At 39.5% G+C, this 15,916-nt stretch carries 15 protein-coding genes; 12 read left to right on the plus strand and 3 right to left on the minus strand.

Annotation, left to right across the window (positions count from 1 at the left end):
* Positions 1-673 precede the first annotated feature (673 nt).
* From purU to CRT24_RS01590, 3 genes are all read right to left on the minus strand, one after another.
* Positions 674-1,516 carry a formyltetrahydrofolate deformylase gene (gene purU / locus CRT24_RS01580; RefSeq protein ID WP_099369510.1) on the minus strand — a complete coding sequence of 281 codons (843 nt, stop codon included), beginning with the start codon at positions 1,514-1,516 and terminating at the stop codon, positions 674-676.
* Between the two features lie 57 nt (positions 1,517-1,573).
* Positions 1,574-3,475 (minus strand): DNA topoisomerase IV subunit B, encoded by a 1,902-nt coding sequence (locus CRT24_RS01585; RefSeq protein WP_099369511.1) that lies wholly within the window; start codon positions 3,473-3,475, stop codon positions 1,574-1,576.
* A 743-nt stretch (positions 3,476-4,218) separates the two neighbouring features.
* A complete protein-coding gene (locus CRT24_RS01590) occupies positions 4,219-4,725 on the minus strand; it encodes a phosphoheptose isomerase (RefSeq protein ID WP_099369512.1) in 507 nt (168 codons plus the stop codon).
* A 110-nt stretch (positions 4,726-4,835) separates the two neighbouring features.
* On the opposite strand from CRT24_RS01590, the gene CRT24_RS01595 reads away from it, so the two are divergent.
* The 12 genes from CRT24_RS01595 (at position 4,836) to CRT24_RS01655 (ending at position 15,907) form a co-directional block, all read left to right on the plus strand.
* Positions 4,836-7,034: a helix-turn-helix domain-containing protein gene (locus CRT24_RS01595; protein WP_099369513.1), complete on the plus strand. Its 2,199-nt coding sequence runs from the start codon at positions 4,836-4,838 to the stop codon at positions 7,032-7,034.
* Positions 7,035-7,173: 139 nt separating this feature from the next.
* On the plus strand, positions 7,174-7,401 hold the full coding sequence (locus CRT24_RS01600; protein ID WP_232046251.1) for an AtpZ/AtpI family protein: 228 nt from the start codon (positions 7,174-7,176) through the stop codon (positions 7,399-7,401).
* A complete protein-coding gene (locus tag CRT24_RS01605; RefSeq protein ID WP_099369514.1) occupies positions 7,394-7,798 on the plus strand; it encodes a hypothetical protein in 405 nt (134 codons plus the stop codon). The genes CRT24_RS01600 and CRT24_RS01605 overlap by 8 nt, the downstream gene beginning before the upstream one ends.
* 89 nt (positions 7,799-7,887) lie before the next feature.
* Entirely contained in the window at positions 7,888-8,973 is a 1,086-nt protein-coding gene (gene atpB / locus CRT24_RS01610) for a F0F1 ATP synthase subunit A (protein ID WP_099369515.1), read from the plus strand.
* A 38-nt stretch (positions 8,974-9,011) separates the two neighbouring features.
* A complete protein-coding gene (atpE, locus tag CRT24_RS01615; RefSeq protein ID WP_021188666.1) occupies positions 9,012-9,200 on the plus strand; it encodes an ATP synthase F0 subunit C in 189 nt (62 codons plus the stop codon).
* A gap of 109 nt (positions 9,201-9,309) precedes the next feature.
* Positions 9,310-9,810 (plus strand): F0F1 ATP synthase subunit B, encoded by a 501-nt coding sequence (locus CRT24_RS01620; RefSeq protein ID WP_099369516.1) that lies wholly within the window; start codon positions 9,310-9,312, stop codon positions 9,808-9,810.
* A gap of 26 nt (positions 9,811-9,836) precedes the next feature.
* The gene (atpH, locus tag CRT24_RS01625; RefSeq protein WP_099369517.1) at positions 9,837-10,382 is read left to right on the plus strand and encodes an ATP synthase F1 subunit delta; all 546 of its coding nucleotides are present in this window, start codon (positions 9,837-9,839) and stop codon (positions 10,380-10,382) included.
* A 58-nt stretch (positions 10,383-10,440) separates the two neighbouring features.
* Complete coding sequence (gene atpA / locus CRT24_RS01630; protein WP_099369518.1) at positions 10,441-12,015, plus strand: F0F1 ATP synthase subunit alpha; 1,575 nt, start codon at positions 10,441-10,443, stop codon at positions 12,013-12,015.
* A 93-nt stretch (positions 12,016-12,108) separates the two neighbouring features.
* Positions 12,109-12,990, plus strand: coding sequence for an ATP synthase F1 subunit gamma (atpG, locus tag CRT24_RS01635; RefSeq protein ID WP_099369519.1), 882 nt, complete (start codon positions 12,109-12,111; stop codon positions 12,988-12,990).
* A gap of 195 nt (positions 12,991-13,185) precedes the next feature.
* Complete coding sequence (locus tag CRT24_RS01640; RefSeq protein WP_099369520.1) at positions 13,186-13,479, plus strand: type II toxin-antitoxin system HigB family toxin; 294 nt, start codon at positions 13,186-13,188, stop codon at positions 13,477-13,479.
* Positions 13,480-13,483: 4 nt separating this feature from the next.
* The gene (locus CRT24_RS01645; RefSeq protein ID WP_099369521.1) at positions 13,484-13,840 is read left to right on the plus strand and encodes a type II toxin-antitoxin system HigA family antitoxin; all 357 of its coding nucleotides are present in this window, start codon (positions 13,484-13,486) and stop codon (positions 13,838-13,840) included.
* 1,368 nt (positions 13,841-15,208) lie between these two features.
* Positions 15,209-15,907 carry a sterol desaturase family protein gene (locus CRT24_RS01655; protein ID WP_257213932.1) on the plus strand — a complete coding sequence of 233 codons (699 nt, stop codon included), beginning with the start codon at positions 15,209-15,211 and terminating at the stop codon, positions 15,905-15,907.
* Positions 15,908-15,916 lie beyond the last annotated feature (9 nt).

Raw genomic sequence — 15,916 nt, forward strand, 5'->3', positions numbered from 1 at the left:
CCTTCCAGTTCGACAGAGAGGGTCCGCTTGCACATCTTGGCGATCAGCAGGACCAATCTCTCGAAATTGAGCTTCCGGTCCCGGGTGAAATGGGTTTTGGAATTCCTGAAAAGATTGAGCAGCAGAGGGTCTGTTAAACAGATAGAAATAAAATTTTTTAGGTCTGAGACGATTTTAAGTGCTATTTTTACATCGGCCATAAACGCGGTTGTTTAGATTTGTTTAGTAGTGAATTCAAAATTAAACATTTACGTGATTTATGGCCTTCTTTTTTTCTTAACTTAATGACATTGCCCGCTGGGGTTGGTCTGCCGTGGCAGGTGTCCTCGCTATAATAGTTACATCCCGCTGGGGTTGGTCTGCCGTGGCAGGTGTCCTCGCTATAATAGTTACACCCCGCTGGGGTTGGTCTGCCGTGGCAGGTGTCCCTGCTATAATAGTTACACCCCTTCTGGGGTTGGTCTGCCGTGGCAGGTGTCCCTGCTATAATAGTTACACCCCTTCTGGGGTTGAACTGCCGTGGCTGGTGTCCCCACCTGCCACATATCTTTACGCCAAACCGCCTCGGAGGGAAGGCACTATTATACAAAATGAAATATCAACACATTCCTCCCCTCATCGCAAGATAAGCCCCCGTTTTCTATCTCACATCTCATATCTCACATCCCACATCTCACTTAAACACAATCGTCCTATTTCCGTGCAGCATTACCCTGTCTTCTGACAATAGCTGAATAGCTTTGCTGAGGACAGCTTTTTCGATTTCGGTACCTGCGTTTCGCATTTTGGTAACGTCATAGCTGTGGTCAATGGATTTTGTGTTTTGGACGATGATAGGACCTTCATCGAGGTCGTCGGTTACAAAATGTGCTGTTGCTCCGATGATCTTTACGCCGCGGTCGTGCGCTTGTTTGTATGGGTTTGCACCGATAAATGCTGGCAGAAAGGAATGATGGATATTTATTAATTTACCCTTGAATTTAGATACAAAATCAGGGGATAGAATGCGCATGAATTTTGCCAGGATGATATAATCGCTGGGGTAGGAGGAAACAGTATCCGCCAATTCCTGTTCAAATTCTTCCTTGCTCTTGTTTTCATGGCTGATGTAATGGAACGGAAGGCCAAACTTCTCGGTGAACTCTTGCAGGTTGTCATAGTTACCAATTACGGCAACGACCTCTGCCTGCATTGTTTTGAAGAAATGACGAACTAATATATCTGCCAAGCAGTGGTGTTCTTTGGTTACTAGAACGACGAGGCGCTTGTTTTGGTCAGGATTGACCATCACCTGGCTATTCGCTGGAAGGCGGGCAGTCAAAGCCTGATGTAAAACCTCTTTATTGTACAATTCACCCGCACAAACCACCCGCACAAAGAATTTATTGTTGGTTTCATCAACAAATTCACGCATGGTGACAATATTTAACTCTTGTTCAGCCAAGACATTGGAAATAATTGCAACGAGTCCTACTGCATCCTGACATTGGATGAGTATTAAGGTTTGAGTGTTCATTATAGGTTAGGTTATGTAAAATATGGGGAGAAAAATAATTCCTCCCCAATAGTATTGTTAAACGGCTTCTTGGACCGCTTCCATAGTTTCTTCTTCTGTCGAAGATTCTTCTTTTGTTTTGACCATGTCGTCTTCGGTATCCAATTCAACACGTAAATTGTTGACGATATGGACCTGACGATCAGGGGTGTTTTTACCCATATAATATTCTAAAAGCTGCGGTAATTTATTATCTTTCGAAAGGATTACCGGCTCCAATCTGATGTTCTCACCAATAAACATCCCGAACTCAGAAGGTGAAATCTCACCCAATCCTTTAAATCGGGTAATCTCGGGTTTGCCCCCTAATTTGTTGATCGCGTTGACACGTTCCTCATCCGAATAACAGTAGATGGTTTCTTTTTTGTTGCGAACCCTAAACAAAGGTGTCTGTAGAATAGATACGTGGCCTGCTTTAACTAGGTCAGGGAAAAATTGCAAGAAGAAAGTCATCATCAACAAACGGATGTGCATACCATCGACATCGGCATCCGTTGCGATTACAATATTATTGTATCTTAATCCTTCGATTCCGTCCTCAATATTCAGGGCATGCTGCAATAGGTTAAACTCCTCATTTTCATATACGATTTTCTTCGTTAATCCGTATGAATTCAAGGGCTTTCCTTTTAAACTAAAAACAGCTTGTGTATAAACATCACGTGATTTGGTGATCGAACCTGATGCAGAGTCACCCTCTGTGATAAATAAGGTAGTCTCTAGGTTACGCTCATGTTTATCGCTGAAATGAACTTTACAGTCCCTTAACTTTCTGTTATGTAGAGAAGCTTTTTTAGCTCTTTCATTGGCTAATTTTTTGATACCTGCGATATCTTTGCGCTCACGTTCAGATTGAAGGATACGTTTTTGTAGAGCATCTGCAGTTGCAGGATTCTTGTGCAGGTAATCATCCAATGCTTTCTTCACAAAATCATTGATGAACGTACGTACCGTTGGACCATCTGGACCAATTGTAGGTGAACCAAGTTTTGTTTTCGTTTGGGATTCGAATACAGGTTCCTGCACCTTTATGGCAATTGCTCCAATAATAGAAGCACGAACATCTGAGGCATCAAATTCCTTTTTATAAAATTCACGGATGGTTTTAACGACCGCTTCGCGGAATGCTGCCTGGTGAGTACCTCCTTGAGTGGTGTGCTGACCGTTGACAAATGAGTAGTATTCCTCTCCGTATTGCTGACCGTGGGTCATAGCGATTTCAATATCATCACCTTTGAGATGAATGATAGGGTAGCGCATGCCTTCAGTGTCCACATTGCGCTCCAATAAATCCTTAAGTCCATTTTCAGAAATAAATTTCTGACCGTTAAAGTTTATGGTCAACCCAGAATTCAGGAATACATAATTCCAGATCATGTTCTCCACAAACTCTAGTCTGTATTTATAGTTTTTGAAAATGCTGTCATCAGGGTAGAACGTAACGGAAGTTCCATTTCGCTGCGTAGTTTCTTTTTGCTCATCAGAAATCAGTTCACCCTTGCTGAACTGAGCAATCCTAGTGACGCTCTGTCTATAGGATTGAACGGAAAATTGGTTAGACAAGGCATTTACCGCCTTTGTACCAACCCCGTTTAGCCCTACTGATTTTTGGAAAGCTTTGCTGTCGTATTTACCACCTGTATTGATTTTGGAAACAACATCAACTACAGAGCCGATTGGAATACCACGGCCGTAGTCCCTTACGGTAACCTTGTTCTCATTTACGGTAATGTCGATAATCTTTCCGGCTCCCATGACAAACTCATCGATAGAGTTGTCGACCACCTCTTTCAATAATACATATATCCCATCATCATAGGCCGATCCATCCCCTAACTTACCAATATACATCCCTGGTCTCAATCGGATATGTTCTTTCCAATCGAGGGAACGTATGCTATCTTCGTTATATGCTGTCATAAAATTTTCGATATTCTTTGAACCAACGCAAAAATATAAAAAAGATAATCGACTTTTGCACAACACTTTTGAACATTTATATCACAATCCTCACTTAGAAGGTAGCAATACTATAAACAATCCTTAAAATTTACCAAAAGGAACCCTAATTCCATCGTCCTGTTAATTAAACACTTATCCACATTTCCTGTTAATAAAAACCTGGAAAATCAACAATCTAGGGCTTGGCATGCGATAAAAAAGTTCATCGGCTCTCAAACAGTCTAATGTCTTATGTCTAATGTCTTGTGTCTAAATTGAAGCCATGGTTGGTGTCCCCACCAACCATTTTTAGCACAGCTAGCGCACGATTCGGCTACGCCAGCCACCCGGTAGTTTGGTTCTAGGCTTTAATCTGCTCATCCACAGTAGGTTAATGTCTTGTGTCTTATGCCTACTATCTCACATCTCACATCTCACATCTCATATCCTTTCCTTTCTACCTCCTTCCTCCCTCGTTCCACTCTCCTTCGTCTCTTGTTCGGACTTTGTTCGGACCTCGTTCGGAGCTGCTTCGGAAAACACCCGAACAAGGTCCGAACGAGGTCCGAATGAAAGAGGACTGAAAGAGGACTGAGAGTGGAAGGAGAGTGGAAGGAGAGTGGAAGGAGAGTGGAACAAGAGTCGAGTAAGAGCAGAAAAATGGCCAAAAAAAAAGAGGCTTAATTATTTTTTAAGCCTCTAATTTTTGTGTTGCTATATTTTTAGATTCCTCTACCGAAATCATCTTGCACTCTTACGATATCTTCTTCGTCGGAAGGGTTTGCGGAGTCTGTATGTTGCCAGATTTCGGCTACGACACCGTACGACCCTAAGCCCACTAAACGATGTCTTTCACCCTGAGATAGGCGGATGGAATCTCCTTCTTTCAGGATCTTTAATTCATGTTCTTCGTCTGTAGGACTGGTAACTACGCCAACTTCACCACGGATCACCCTCCAGATTTCTGCGCGGCGGTGATGATATTGCCATGATAAGCGCTTGTTAGGTCCAACGATCAATACTTTTGGACTCAACTTGCCTGATATTTTAAGGTCTTGAACGTCCATTCCTTCGAAGTATGCATTGGCAAATTCTTGTGCCTGATCTTCATTGATAACAAAGAAACCTCCCCAAGGACGGTTTTGATCTTCACTCTCGATCTTGAAACCCTTCTCGGTTAATTTTGTTGCTATCTCTTGAAATAATTCGCTTTTATCTATATATGTCATGGTTACTATATTTACTTATGTGAAGATAATATAACTTTTGTATTAATACAAGCGTATAAAAAACACAAACGGATGTTTTACCCTATATTTGCAAAATAACTTTATACTCCATGTCACCATCATTCGATACTCAAAACGATATTTTTGCTAAAGCCGTTGCATTTGTGAATCAAACCCAACAACCGATTTTCCTTACCGGAAAGGCGGGAACAGGGAAGACTACTTTCTTGAAGTTTATCCGTGAGAACAGCTACAAGAAAATGGCGATTACTGCTCCTACAGGTGTGGCAGCAATGAATGCAGGCGGAACAACTCTGCATGCCCTGTTTTGGTTGCCTTTTGGTGTATTTATCGAAGATTACCCGCTGACTTGGGAGGATAAAGACCAGTTCATATACAATAAACACCGTCTCTTCAGTACCATTAAACTCACAAAAAACAGAAGAGCGATCCTACAGGAATTAGAACTCCTCGTAATCGATGAGGTATCCATGGTAAGAGCAGATACCCTAGATGCTATCGATGTCATCCTCAAGAGCGTAAGGCGTGATATGAGACCATTTGGCGGAGTACAGGTGTTGTTTATAGGAGATTTGTACCAATTACCTCCTGTTGTACAGGATAGAGAGTGGCAAGTGCTTCGGGATTATTATTCAAGTGCGTTCTTTTTTGATGCCAAAGTCTTCAAGCAGCAACCACCCGTTCTGATAGAACTACAGAAAATATACAGACAGCAAGACAGTACATTCATTGATATCCTCAACAAAATCAGAAATAATGAAACAGCGAATGAGGACCTCGAAGCCTTGAACGCGCATTACAAGCCTGATTTCGTTGCTCCGGCAGGCGAACAATACATCACATTGACATCCCATAATCGCTTGGCGGATCAAATCAACCAGGAGAAATTGGAAAGTTTGGATACCAAGTTGCACAGAATTAAATCCATCATCAAGGATGATTTTCAAAATGGCTTATTCCCTGCGGAGGATACATTAAGCCTTCGTGTAGGAGCGCAAGTCATGTTCATCAAGAATGACGTGGGTGAGGAACGACGATATTTTAATGGAAAAATAGGGACTGTAAAAGATATACAGATTGATAAGCATAAAATAATTGTTTCCTTTCCGAATGGTGAAGAAGATGTGGAGGTGAAGCGGGAGACCTGGGAGAATATTCGCTACTCCTACAACAAGGGTGACGACAAGATTGAAGAGGAAGTGCTTGGTACCTTTTCTCAATTTCCGCTCCGGTTGGCATGGGCTATTACCATCCATAAGAGCCAGGGATTGACTTTTGACAAGGCCATTATCGATGCAGGGACTTCTTTTGCTGCTGGGCAAGTGTATGTTGCATTGAGTAGGTTGACTGGGTTAGAGGGGTTGGTTTTAAGGTCAAGAGTTCCATCCTATGCAATTAGGACTGATTTCCAAGTGGTGAATTTCATGAAGAATATGTCTGCGATCAGTGATCTTGACCCCATTTTGCAGGAGGCTCAGAAGAGATATCTCGGCCAAATCTTGTTGCAGAGTTTCCGATGGAACAATATGTGCGACGAGCTGGAATCTTTGATCGAAGAACAAAAAGGGAAAAAGATTGAAGGCAAGGAAGAGGCAGTTGAATTCTTGAAAGACCTGTTGTCAAAATTAAGGGCGCAAGAAGTGGTGGCCAACAAATTTATCACACAACTATACAAAATGCTGGCTCAAGCTGAGATCGATTATGAAAAGATCTGTGAAAGATCCAATGCTGCCGTCAGTTGGTTTCTTCCGACATTCAGCAAAGAATGCCTAGAACCGATGGAGAGGCATATTGAGGAATGGAGGGTTAAGAAGAGAACTAAGAAATATATTTCAACTCTAAAGAGTATCTTATTGGATTTCAAGAGAAAGTATGAGCAACTCAAGCATAGCCAAACGATTGCTGAAGCTCTCAATAAATCCTCTGATGAGCTGACCGAGGAGTTATTGCAATGGAACAAGCCAAAGGATGACCTTGTCAAGGAGGTCGAAGAAAAGGAAAAAGACACAAAACAGATATCGCTGGATATGTTTATGGACGGATCTGATATTGAAGAGATTGCGAAAAAGAGAGACATGGTTGTAGGAACGATTTATGGCCATCTGATCAATTTTATTGGAACCGATATTGAGGCTACCGATTTGATGGCTGAAGATGAGCTTCATAAGATTGTGGAGATTATCAATAAAAATCCTGAAGCATCAGCTACCGAGATCAGGACTTTGATGGATATGAAAGTTGATTATCCGCAGATCCGGATTGCTCAAAAATTCCTGGAGGTTAAGTAATTGTTACGTTCGTTTATTTTAAAAAGTCATTTGTTTATTCAATGTGTTGGATATTTGAATAATTTTTCAAAAAATGACAGTAAAATTATCAGCCTATCCATATTTAATTATCTTTGTTTTTTAACATTTCTGCCACAGATTGAAAGATAACAAACCAAATAAGAAGGTCAACAAGTGGTTGGTTTTTACCTCCATGCCCATTCAGATGGGGGTTACCATCTATGTTTTTTATTGGCTTGGTACCTGGCTTGATGAGAAATATGCAGTAGGAGGGCAGTGGTGGATGAAGGGTTTGACCATGTTAGGCGTAGTGGTTTCGTTATACCATTTTATTAAACAAGTAAATTATATCAATAAAAATGAATAGATACCTGCTTTTGCTTTTGGTTTTAGTTGCAGTTACTGGAGTATGTTTTGGAAGTCATTATGCGGTTTTGAAATACAATGATCAGGATCATTGGTGGATTGGGTCGGGGTTCAGCTTGGAAGGTATGTATACCTTTGGGGCGATCTCTTCCATGGTTATGGTGATCATCTTGTTATTGGTAGACTATGCCATGCCACCGCAGGTAGGATTTGCCTTTTTGGTCGGTATGACACTCAAAGCTGTAGCGAGTTATGTCTTTATCCACGATGGTATAAATTTATTGGAAAATGATTTTATCGAACTGAATTTCTTGGTTGTGTTTTTTGTTTATTTAGTGTATGATGCTTTTGCGGCATATTACATTGTAAATCAACAAGAACTAGAGAAGAAAAACTAAATTTTTAAAAAGTTTAAACAATTCTGAATTTATGCCAAATAAAATTGTAATTTTGCGCAAAATTTGTCATAATTCAACATTATTTTAAAATGGTGAGTCTTAAGAAAGTACTTTTATTATTCGCAGTAATTTTGTTTACTGTAAATCCTTTCCGTTCAGTTGCTGAAGAAGCACAATCTCATGGTGAAACTTCTAGTGCTGAGGAAATTAACGCTCATATTCAGCACCACTTAAAGGATGATTATTACTTTAATTTCTTCACAAACTCGAAAACTGGTAAAAGCTTTGGCTTTCCATTACCGGTGATTTTGATTGACGGTGGGCTGAAGGTATTCTCTTCTGCAGAATTCGACCATGGCAATAAAGTAGTTGAAAAAGATGGTAATTATTACAAATTGTACCACAGCAAAATCTACAAGACTGATGCTGCAGGTACGATTACCTATGATGATAAACACCACCCAACCAATGCAAAACCTTGGGATTTCTCAATCACCAAGAATGTTTTGGGATTAATCCTAGCAGCATTGTTGTTGTTTATTGCATTCACTAGCTTGGCAAAAACTTATAAAAACGGTCCTAACGTTGTTCCTAAAGGGTTAGGTCGTGCATTGGAACCATTGGTTCTTTATGTACGTGATGAAATGGCTGTTCCTAACATCGGACACCGTTACAAAGAATTTATGCCGTACTTGCTATCGGTATTCTTCTTAATTTTTCTTTTGAACTTATTGGGATTAACTCCACTAGGGTTAAACGTGACAGGTAATATTTCTGTAACACTATGTTTAGCGCTGTTCACATTTGTTATTACAAATTTCAAAGCGAATAAGGATTACTGGAAACATATTTTTTGGATGCCAGGAGTTCCTGTTCCATTCAAATTTGTTCTAGCTCCGATTGAAGTGTTAGGTATGTTTACTAAGCCTTTCTCTTTAATGGTTCGTTTATTTGCGAATATTACGGCAGGTCACACTGTTGTGATGGGTCTAATTGCTGTTGTTTATTTATTGCAACATCAGTTGACAGTGGCGGGATCAGTGAGTGTATCTTTACTTCTAACGTTGTTATTGTTCTTCTTGGAGTTATTGGTAGCATTCTTACAAGCGTTTATCTTTACGATGTTGTCTTCGTTGTTCATCGGGATGGCAGTAGAGGAGCACGCACATCATTAATCGAATTTTTTGTTAAATTTTTATAAATAAATTTCATTATGTACAATTTAATTGGAGCAGGTTTGATCGTTATCGGAGCTGGTTTAGGTTTAGGTAAAATCGGTGGTTCTGCAATGGAAGCTATCGCTCGTCAACCAGAGGCAGCATCTAAAATTCAAACAGCGATGATCATCATCGGCGCTTTATTGGAAGGTTTAGCATTCGGTGCTCTTCTATTAGGTAAATAAGCTAAGCTTATACAAAGAAAATTAGGTATAACTTGCAACGGTTGGTTGCAAGTTATATTTAACAGAAAGCAAAAAATTAAACATTTTAAAATATAAATAACGTAAATAAATGGACGCTTTAATTCATGATTTTTCATTCGGGTTATTTTTCTGGCAGTTGATCATCCTTGTGATCGTAATCTTTTTGTTGGGAAAATTTGCTTGGAAACCGATTGTAAATGCTTTAGAAGAACGCGAAAAAGGTATCACAGATGCTTTGGCTTCTGCTGAGAAAGCTAAATTGGAAATGGCGCGTTTGACGAATGAGAACGAAAACTTGTTGAAACAAGCTCGTGAAGAACGTGACGTAATCTTGAAAGAAGCTAAGCAATTGAAAGATAAGATCGTTGCTGAGGCTAAAGAAGTAGCTCAAGCTGAAGGTGGTAAGATTATCGAACAAGCTAAACGTGAAATCGAAGACCAAAAATTAAAAGCTTTAGCCGAAGTGAAGAACCAAGTTTCTACCTTATCTTTAGACATTGCACGTAAAGTATTAACGAAAGAATTCGAAGACCAAGGTAAACAAGAAGCTCTAGTGGCTGACTTGATGAAAGATGTTAAATTAAACTAATCGGTTAAAGAATTAAAAATTAACGTATGTCAGTTTTCAAAGTAGCTTCAAGATATGCAAAGTCATTAATTGACCTTGCGCAAGAGCACCAAAACCTGGATGCTGTAAAGGCAGACATGAGTGATGTGGTAGCTGTAATCAAATCGAATACAGAACTGCAGGCCGTGCTAAACAATCCGATTATCAAAACGGACAAGAAACTTGCAATTTTGAAGGCTTTATTTCAAGATAAAGTTAAGCCAGAGATATTGGAATTCTTCAATATCATGGTGAGAAAGGGCCGTGCTGAATTAGTTTATGCTACAGCCTTAGAGTTTATCCGTGAATACAACGAAGTTAAAGGTATCGTCAATGCTGAAGTGATTTCAGCAACTCCATTGTCGGAGGCTAACCTTCAAGCTTTAAAACAAGAAATCGCTTCACAAATCAATGCTGAGGTTATCTTGGCCAACAAAGTTGACAAATCCTTGATCGGAGGCTTTGTGGTGAAAGTTGGAGACAAGCAGATCGATGCAAGTATTCAAGGAAAACTTAACAAATTAGAGAGACATTTCGAAAGCCAAGGAGTTTAGTCCTACGCTTGAGAACAAGATAAAATAGAATCAAAAACCCCTTATACGAATTACAACAATGATAGAGGTAAGACCAGATGAAGTTTCGGCAATTCTAAGAGAGCAATTGTCAGGCTTTAAGTCAGCAGCCGAGTTAGAAGAAGTGGGTACCGTATTGCAAGTAGGTGACGGTATTGCACGTATTTACGGCTTAACAAAAGTTCAATCAGGAGAGTTGGTTGAGTTTGCGAACGGACTACAAGGTATTGTGATGAACTTAGAAGAAGACAACGTAGGTGTTGTACTTTTAGGTGCATCGGATGAAATTAAAGAAGGTGATACTATCAAACGTACTAACCGTATCGCATCTATTAAAGTAGGTGAAGGTATGTTAGGCCGTGTAGTAAATACTTTAGGACAGCCAATCGATGGTAAAGGACCAATCGCTGGTGAAACTTTCGAAATGCCAATTGAGCGCAAAGCTCCTGGAGTAATCTATCGTCAGCCAGTAACTGAACCTTTACAGACTGGTATCAAAGCGATCGATGCCATGATTCCTATCGGACGTGGACAGCGTGAGCTTGTAATTGGTGACCGTCAAACTGGTAAAACTGCAGTTTGTATCGACACGATTATCAACCAAAAAGAATTCTATGATGCTGGACAACCAGTATTCTGTATATATGTAGCTATTGGTCAGAAAAACTCTACTGTTGCGAATATCGTTCGTACTCTTGAAGAGAAAGGTGCTATGCCTTACACAGTGATTGTTTCTGCATCAGCTGCAGACCCTGCACCAATGCAGTTCTACGCGCCAATGGCGGGTGCTGCAATCGGTGAGTACTTCCGTGACACAGGCCGTCCTGCATTGATCGTGTATGATGACTTGTCAAAACAAGCGGTTGCTTACCGTGAGGTGTCTTTATTGTTGAAACGTCCTCCAGGCCGTGAAGCATATCCAGGAGACGTATTCTACCTTCACTCTCGTTTATTGGAGCGTGCAGCGAAAATCAACAGTTCTGACGAAATCGCTAAAAACATGAATGACCTTCCTGAATCTTTAAAAGATAAAGTTAAAGGTGGTGGTTCATTAACAGCTCTTCCGATCATTGAAACTCAAGCAGGTGACGTATCTGCATATATCCCTACCAACGTAATCTCGATTACTGATGGTCAGATCTTCTTGGAGTCTAACTTGTTCAACGCAGGTATCCGTCCAGCGATCAACGTAGGTATCTCGGTATCTCGTGTAGGTGGTAATGCTCAGATTAAATCAATGAAGAAAGTTGCTGGTACCTTGAAATTAGATCAAGCACAGTACCGTGAGCTTGAAGCTTTCGCAAAATTCGGTTCTGACTTAGATGCTGCTACAAAAGCAGTATTGGACAAAGGTATCCGTAACGTACAGATCTTGAAACAAGGTCAATATTCTCCAGTTTCTGTTGAAAAACAAGTTGCTATTATCTACGCAGGTACAAAAGGTTTATTACGTAACGTACCAGTTGATAAAGTAAAAGACTTCGAAGAAGAATACTTAACTCAACTTGAACAACGTCATCCAGAAGTATTGTCAGCATTAAAAGCTGGTAAATTCTCAGATGAATTAACTGATGTATTAGAAAAAGTAGCTAAAGAATTAGCTTCTAAATATTAATTAGATTTGAGATTTGAGATCTGAGATGTGAGACCGGAGGAAGGCTTAATTACTCCATGCTCATATCTCATATCTCACTTCTAAACCAGACATATGGCAAACTTAAAAGAAGTTAGAAATCGTATTACCTCCGTTACCTCTACGCAACAGATTACCAAAGCAATGAAGATGGTTTCTGCAGCGAAGTTGAAACGTGCAACCAATGCTATTATCCAATTGCGTCCTTACGCGACGAAATTGAGAGAGATATTGGCTCAGGTTTCAGCCTCAGTAGAAGGTAATAACTCGCCTTTCACACAAGATCGTATCCCTACAAAGGTGTTGATCATCGTGGTGACCTCCAACAGAGGATTGGCGGGAGCTTTCAATGCTAATGCCATTAAAACTGCAAACAACTTGATTGCAAATAAATACGCTGATCAATTCGCAAGAGGAGATGTAAGTATTATTGCTATCGGAAAAAGAGGTCAGGATTTCTTCAGTAAGCGTGAATTCAACGTTATCGGTAATAACAACGAACTTTTCAATAACCTAGATTTTGAAAATGTTTCCAAGATTACTGAATATGTAATGGATCAATACAAAGAAGGAAACATCGACCGTGTTGAAGTGGTATACAACCAATTCCGTAATGCAGCAGTTCAAATCTTGACGTCAGAGCAAATCCTACCTCTTTTGCCTGACAACAAAGAAGATGACAACGTTGCAGAATTGGACTATATCATCGAACCTTCGAAAGAGAAGATCATCGAAGAGCTTATCCCGAAAGCAATCAAGATTCAGTTATATAAAGCTGTATTGGACTCACATGCTTCAGAACATGGAGCTCGTATGACAGCGATGGACAAAGCTACAGAAAACGCAGGTGACTTGTTGCGCCAATTGAAATTGTCGTACAACCAAGCTCGTCAAGCAGCTATTACAACAGAATTGACAGAGATCGTTTCTGGTGCTGCAGCGCTTTCAAACGGATAATAAAGAATTATAATTTGTATAGGGAAAGCCGTCACATTGTGACGGCTTTTTTTTGTGGGTTTAAGATTGAAGGAGGTGATACACCTCTCTAAATTTTAATATTTAACAAAAGTCCTTATAAGACAATTTATCAACAAGTTTAAGTTGAAAATTCCCATTTTGGGAATTTTTATTATCTTTGGATAAAAAAAATAGTTGAGAGTTATAGCAAAAAAAATATTGCGAGAGTTTTGGGAAAACCACTCAGATTGCGAACAGCAGTTGAAATCGTGGTATCATGAAGCTAACAAAGGAACTTGGAAAAACTTAAATGAATTAAAAGTTGAATATCCAAGTGCAAGTATTTTAGATGACAACAGAGTTTGTTTTAACATAAAAGGTAATAATTATCGATTAATTGTGAAGATTAATTTTAATTATCAAATGATGTGGATTCGGTTTATTGGAACTCATGCCGAATATGACAAAATAGACGGAGACAAAATTTAGTAGGATGAAATTAAAACCAATAAAAACAGAAAAAGATTATTTTCAAGCTTTAGATAGACTTGAATTAATTTTTGATGCAAAACCCGGAACAAAAGAAGGTGATGAATTGGAAATTTTAGGAATTTTATTAGAAAAGTATGAAGATGAACACTTCCTTATCGAACTTCCAGATCCAATCGAAGCTATAAAATTTAGAATGGAACAACTCAACTATTCCCAAAATGATTTAGCGGAAGTAATTGGCTTGAAAAGTAGAGCAAGTGAAATTTTAAATAAAAAGCGAAAATTAACTTTGGATATGATCCGTAAATTATCTGAAAAATTACACATTCCATCAGAAGTATTAATCCAAACATATTAATAATAAGGATGCCAGTAGACCTAATGAGTGGTATGGTTGGTAAACCGCACGCCGTGGTTGGTGTCCCCACCAACCATCTTCAGTTGTGCTAGCTCAAGTCTTGCGACTTAAATTGGCTTATTAACCCTAAATAATAATGCCATTCCATGGCATTATACGTTACTTTTGAGGCGCAAAAGTAACCAAAAACGCTTGCTCATTTAAGGTGGCTTGTCGCACAATCCCCACGCTCATGAACAAAATGCCTTTTTGCCGAGGATGCCGTTCTAACCAATTATCTCTTTGGAGGAGATAATTGCTTGAAAGCATCCAAGGGCAAGGCCGACGCACAAAGGCATCGGCATTTTATCCATCCTGCCGCCAATGAAAATGAGCGGGATTCGGCTTCGGATAAATGTATGCGTCTACGAAAATCAATTGGTTGTTCAGAAAGTAAGGTTGGAATCCCCTCGAGTGCCGTGGTTGGTGTCCCCACCAACCATCAATTAATTCTATGCCAGCGGCATGATACGCCGTAGGCGTTATATGTTTCTTAAATGCCAGAGGCATGCCATATCTATAGAAAATGCATAGCAAACAAAAATTAACGCCATAGGCGTGACATGTTTGTTAAATCCCTTGCTATTATATCCACAAAATAGTTTCCAGAGCTAAAGCTCTGGAATGACACTTTCTTTTTTTTAAAAAGGGCGATTTTTGGGGAAATTTAGGTGCGGCTCGCCGCGCCTAAATTTCCCCAAAAATCGCCCCATTTCCCTCGATATGTGTGTCATCCTAATCGCAAGATTAGGAAACTATTTTTATGATTTAGGAACAATATTGGCCGGTGAAGGCATGGAACTATAATAGTTATACCCTTACAGGGTTTCATGGGGTGATAATCGTTTGTTGTAATAGGTTAACCCCATCGGGGTGACACTATTATAGCAGGGTGTTAAACAAACATGCCACACCTACGGCGTTGGTGTTTGAGGTGATTTTCATTTCTATAGATATGGCATGCCGATGGCATTTAAGACATATTTCATGCCTACGGCATTTAACCCCTACAGGGTTTTGGGGTATATGGCCTTGTTTTTTCTAAATTTAATGACATTGCCCTATAGGGTTGTATGGTTGGTGGAGACACCAACCATGGTGGAACAAATCCATCTTCCATTTGTTCTTATTATCATAATGGCAAGAATACCCTAAACGATTATAGAATTTGTCTATATTTTTGACTATTATCGTATTTTTGTCAAAATATTAGTTTTTTGCACACACTGACAGGCAAAATTTTAAATTTGTGTACTTAAATAGTGGTCAATCGAGCTGTTTATGGGTTAAATCCGTTAACCTCAAGTGTAAATGAAATTTTTGTAGGATATGGCAAAGAAGTTATACGTTTCGAATTCAACTGAATCTTCAAGGATGTTTAAGAATGATTTTTTAGAATCATTGACTAAGGTGCATTGGTCTGTGCCGATTATCTTTTGGATTCCGGTAAAGATTTATTTTATTTGGCGAGCCTTGGTCCCAGGAGAGCTTTCAGTAGGAACTGTAGTTATGTATTATTTCTTTGGACTTGCTTTCTGGACACTGGCTGAATATATTCTACATCGATGGGTATTCCATTATGAACCGTCCTCAAAGTTTGGGAAGCGTGTTCATTTTATTTTTCATGGTGTACATCATGATTTCCCGAAGGATAGATTACGATTAGTGATGCCTCTGTCGGCAAGTATTCCTATGGCAGCCATTATCTATTTTATCTTTAGTTTATTCTTTTCACCGTATACTTTGGCGGCCTTTTTCTCAGGTTTTCTGTTAGGATATTTGATTTATGATGAGTGTCATTATGCCATGCATCATGCTAACTTCAAATCGGGTCTTTTCAAGAAGATCAAGGATCACCATATGTTGCACCATTATTCAGAACCTGATAGAGGCTTTGGCGTCAGCTCAGCAATTTGGGACATGATATTCGACTCTGGGTTTACCAAGAAAAAAGGTGCTGCTGTGAATAAAAATGTAGAAAAAGGCGTTAAACCTGAAAACACGATCAAAGAGGAACAATTAAATTAACGACTATAA

The sequence above is a fragment of the Sphingobacterium sp. 1.A.5 genome (assembly GCF_002734235.1).
Taxonomy (GTDB): Bacteria; Bacteroidota; Bacteroidia; order Sphingobacteriales; family Sphingobacteriaceae; genus Sphingobacterium; species Sphingobacterium daejeonense.

Coding starts and splice junctions, on each gene's coding strand:
- CRT24_RS01605 (WP_099369514.1), top strand. CDS start 7,394: ATGAATAGATACCTGCTTTTGCTTTTGGTTTTAGTTGCAGTTACTGGA.
- atpE (WP_021188666.1), top strand. CDS start 9,012: ATGTACAATTTAATTGGAGCAGGTTTGATCGTTATCGGAGCTGGTTTA.
- CRT24_RS01620 (WP_099369516.1), top strand. CDS start 9,310: ATGGACGCTTTAATTCATGATTTTTCATTCGGGTTATTTTTCTGGCAG.
- atpG (WP_099369519.1), top strand. CDS start 12,109: ATGGCAAACTTAAAAGAAGTTAGAAATCGTATTACCTCCGTTACCTCT.
- CRT24_RS01590 (WP_099369512.1), bottom strand. CDS start 4,725: ATGACATATATAGATAAAAGCGAATTATTTCAAGAGATAGCAACAAAA.
- CRT24_RS01585 (WP_099369511.1), bottom strand. CDS start 3,475: ATGACAGCATATAACGAAGATAGCATACGTTCCCTCGATTGGAAAGAA.
- purU (WP_099369510.1), bottom strand. CDS start 1,516: ATGAACACTCAAACCTTAATACTCATCCAATGTCAGGATGCAGTAGGA.
- CRT24_RS01645 (WP_099369521.1), top strand. CDS start 13,484: ATGAAATTAAAACCAATAAAAACAGAAAAAGATTATTTTCAAGCTTTA.
- CRT24_RS01655 (WP_257213932.1), top strand. CDS start 15,209: ATGGCAAAGAAGTTATACGTTTCGAATTCAACTGAATCTTCAAGGATG.
- CRT24_RS01595 (WP_099369513.1), top strand. CDS start 4,836: ATGTCACCATCATTCGATACTCAAAACGATATTTTTGCTAAAGCCGTT.
- atpH (WP_099369517.1), top strand. CDS start 9,837: ATGTCAGTTTTCAAAGTAGCTTCAAGATATGCAAAGTCATTAATTGAC.
- atpB (WP_099369515.1), top strand. CDS start 7,888: ATGGTGAGTCTTAAGAAAGTACTTTTATTATTCGCAGTAATTTTGTTT.
- atpA (WP_099369518.1), top strand. CDS start 10,441: ATGATAGAGGTAAGACCAGATGAAGTTTCGGCAATTCTAAGAGAGCAA.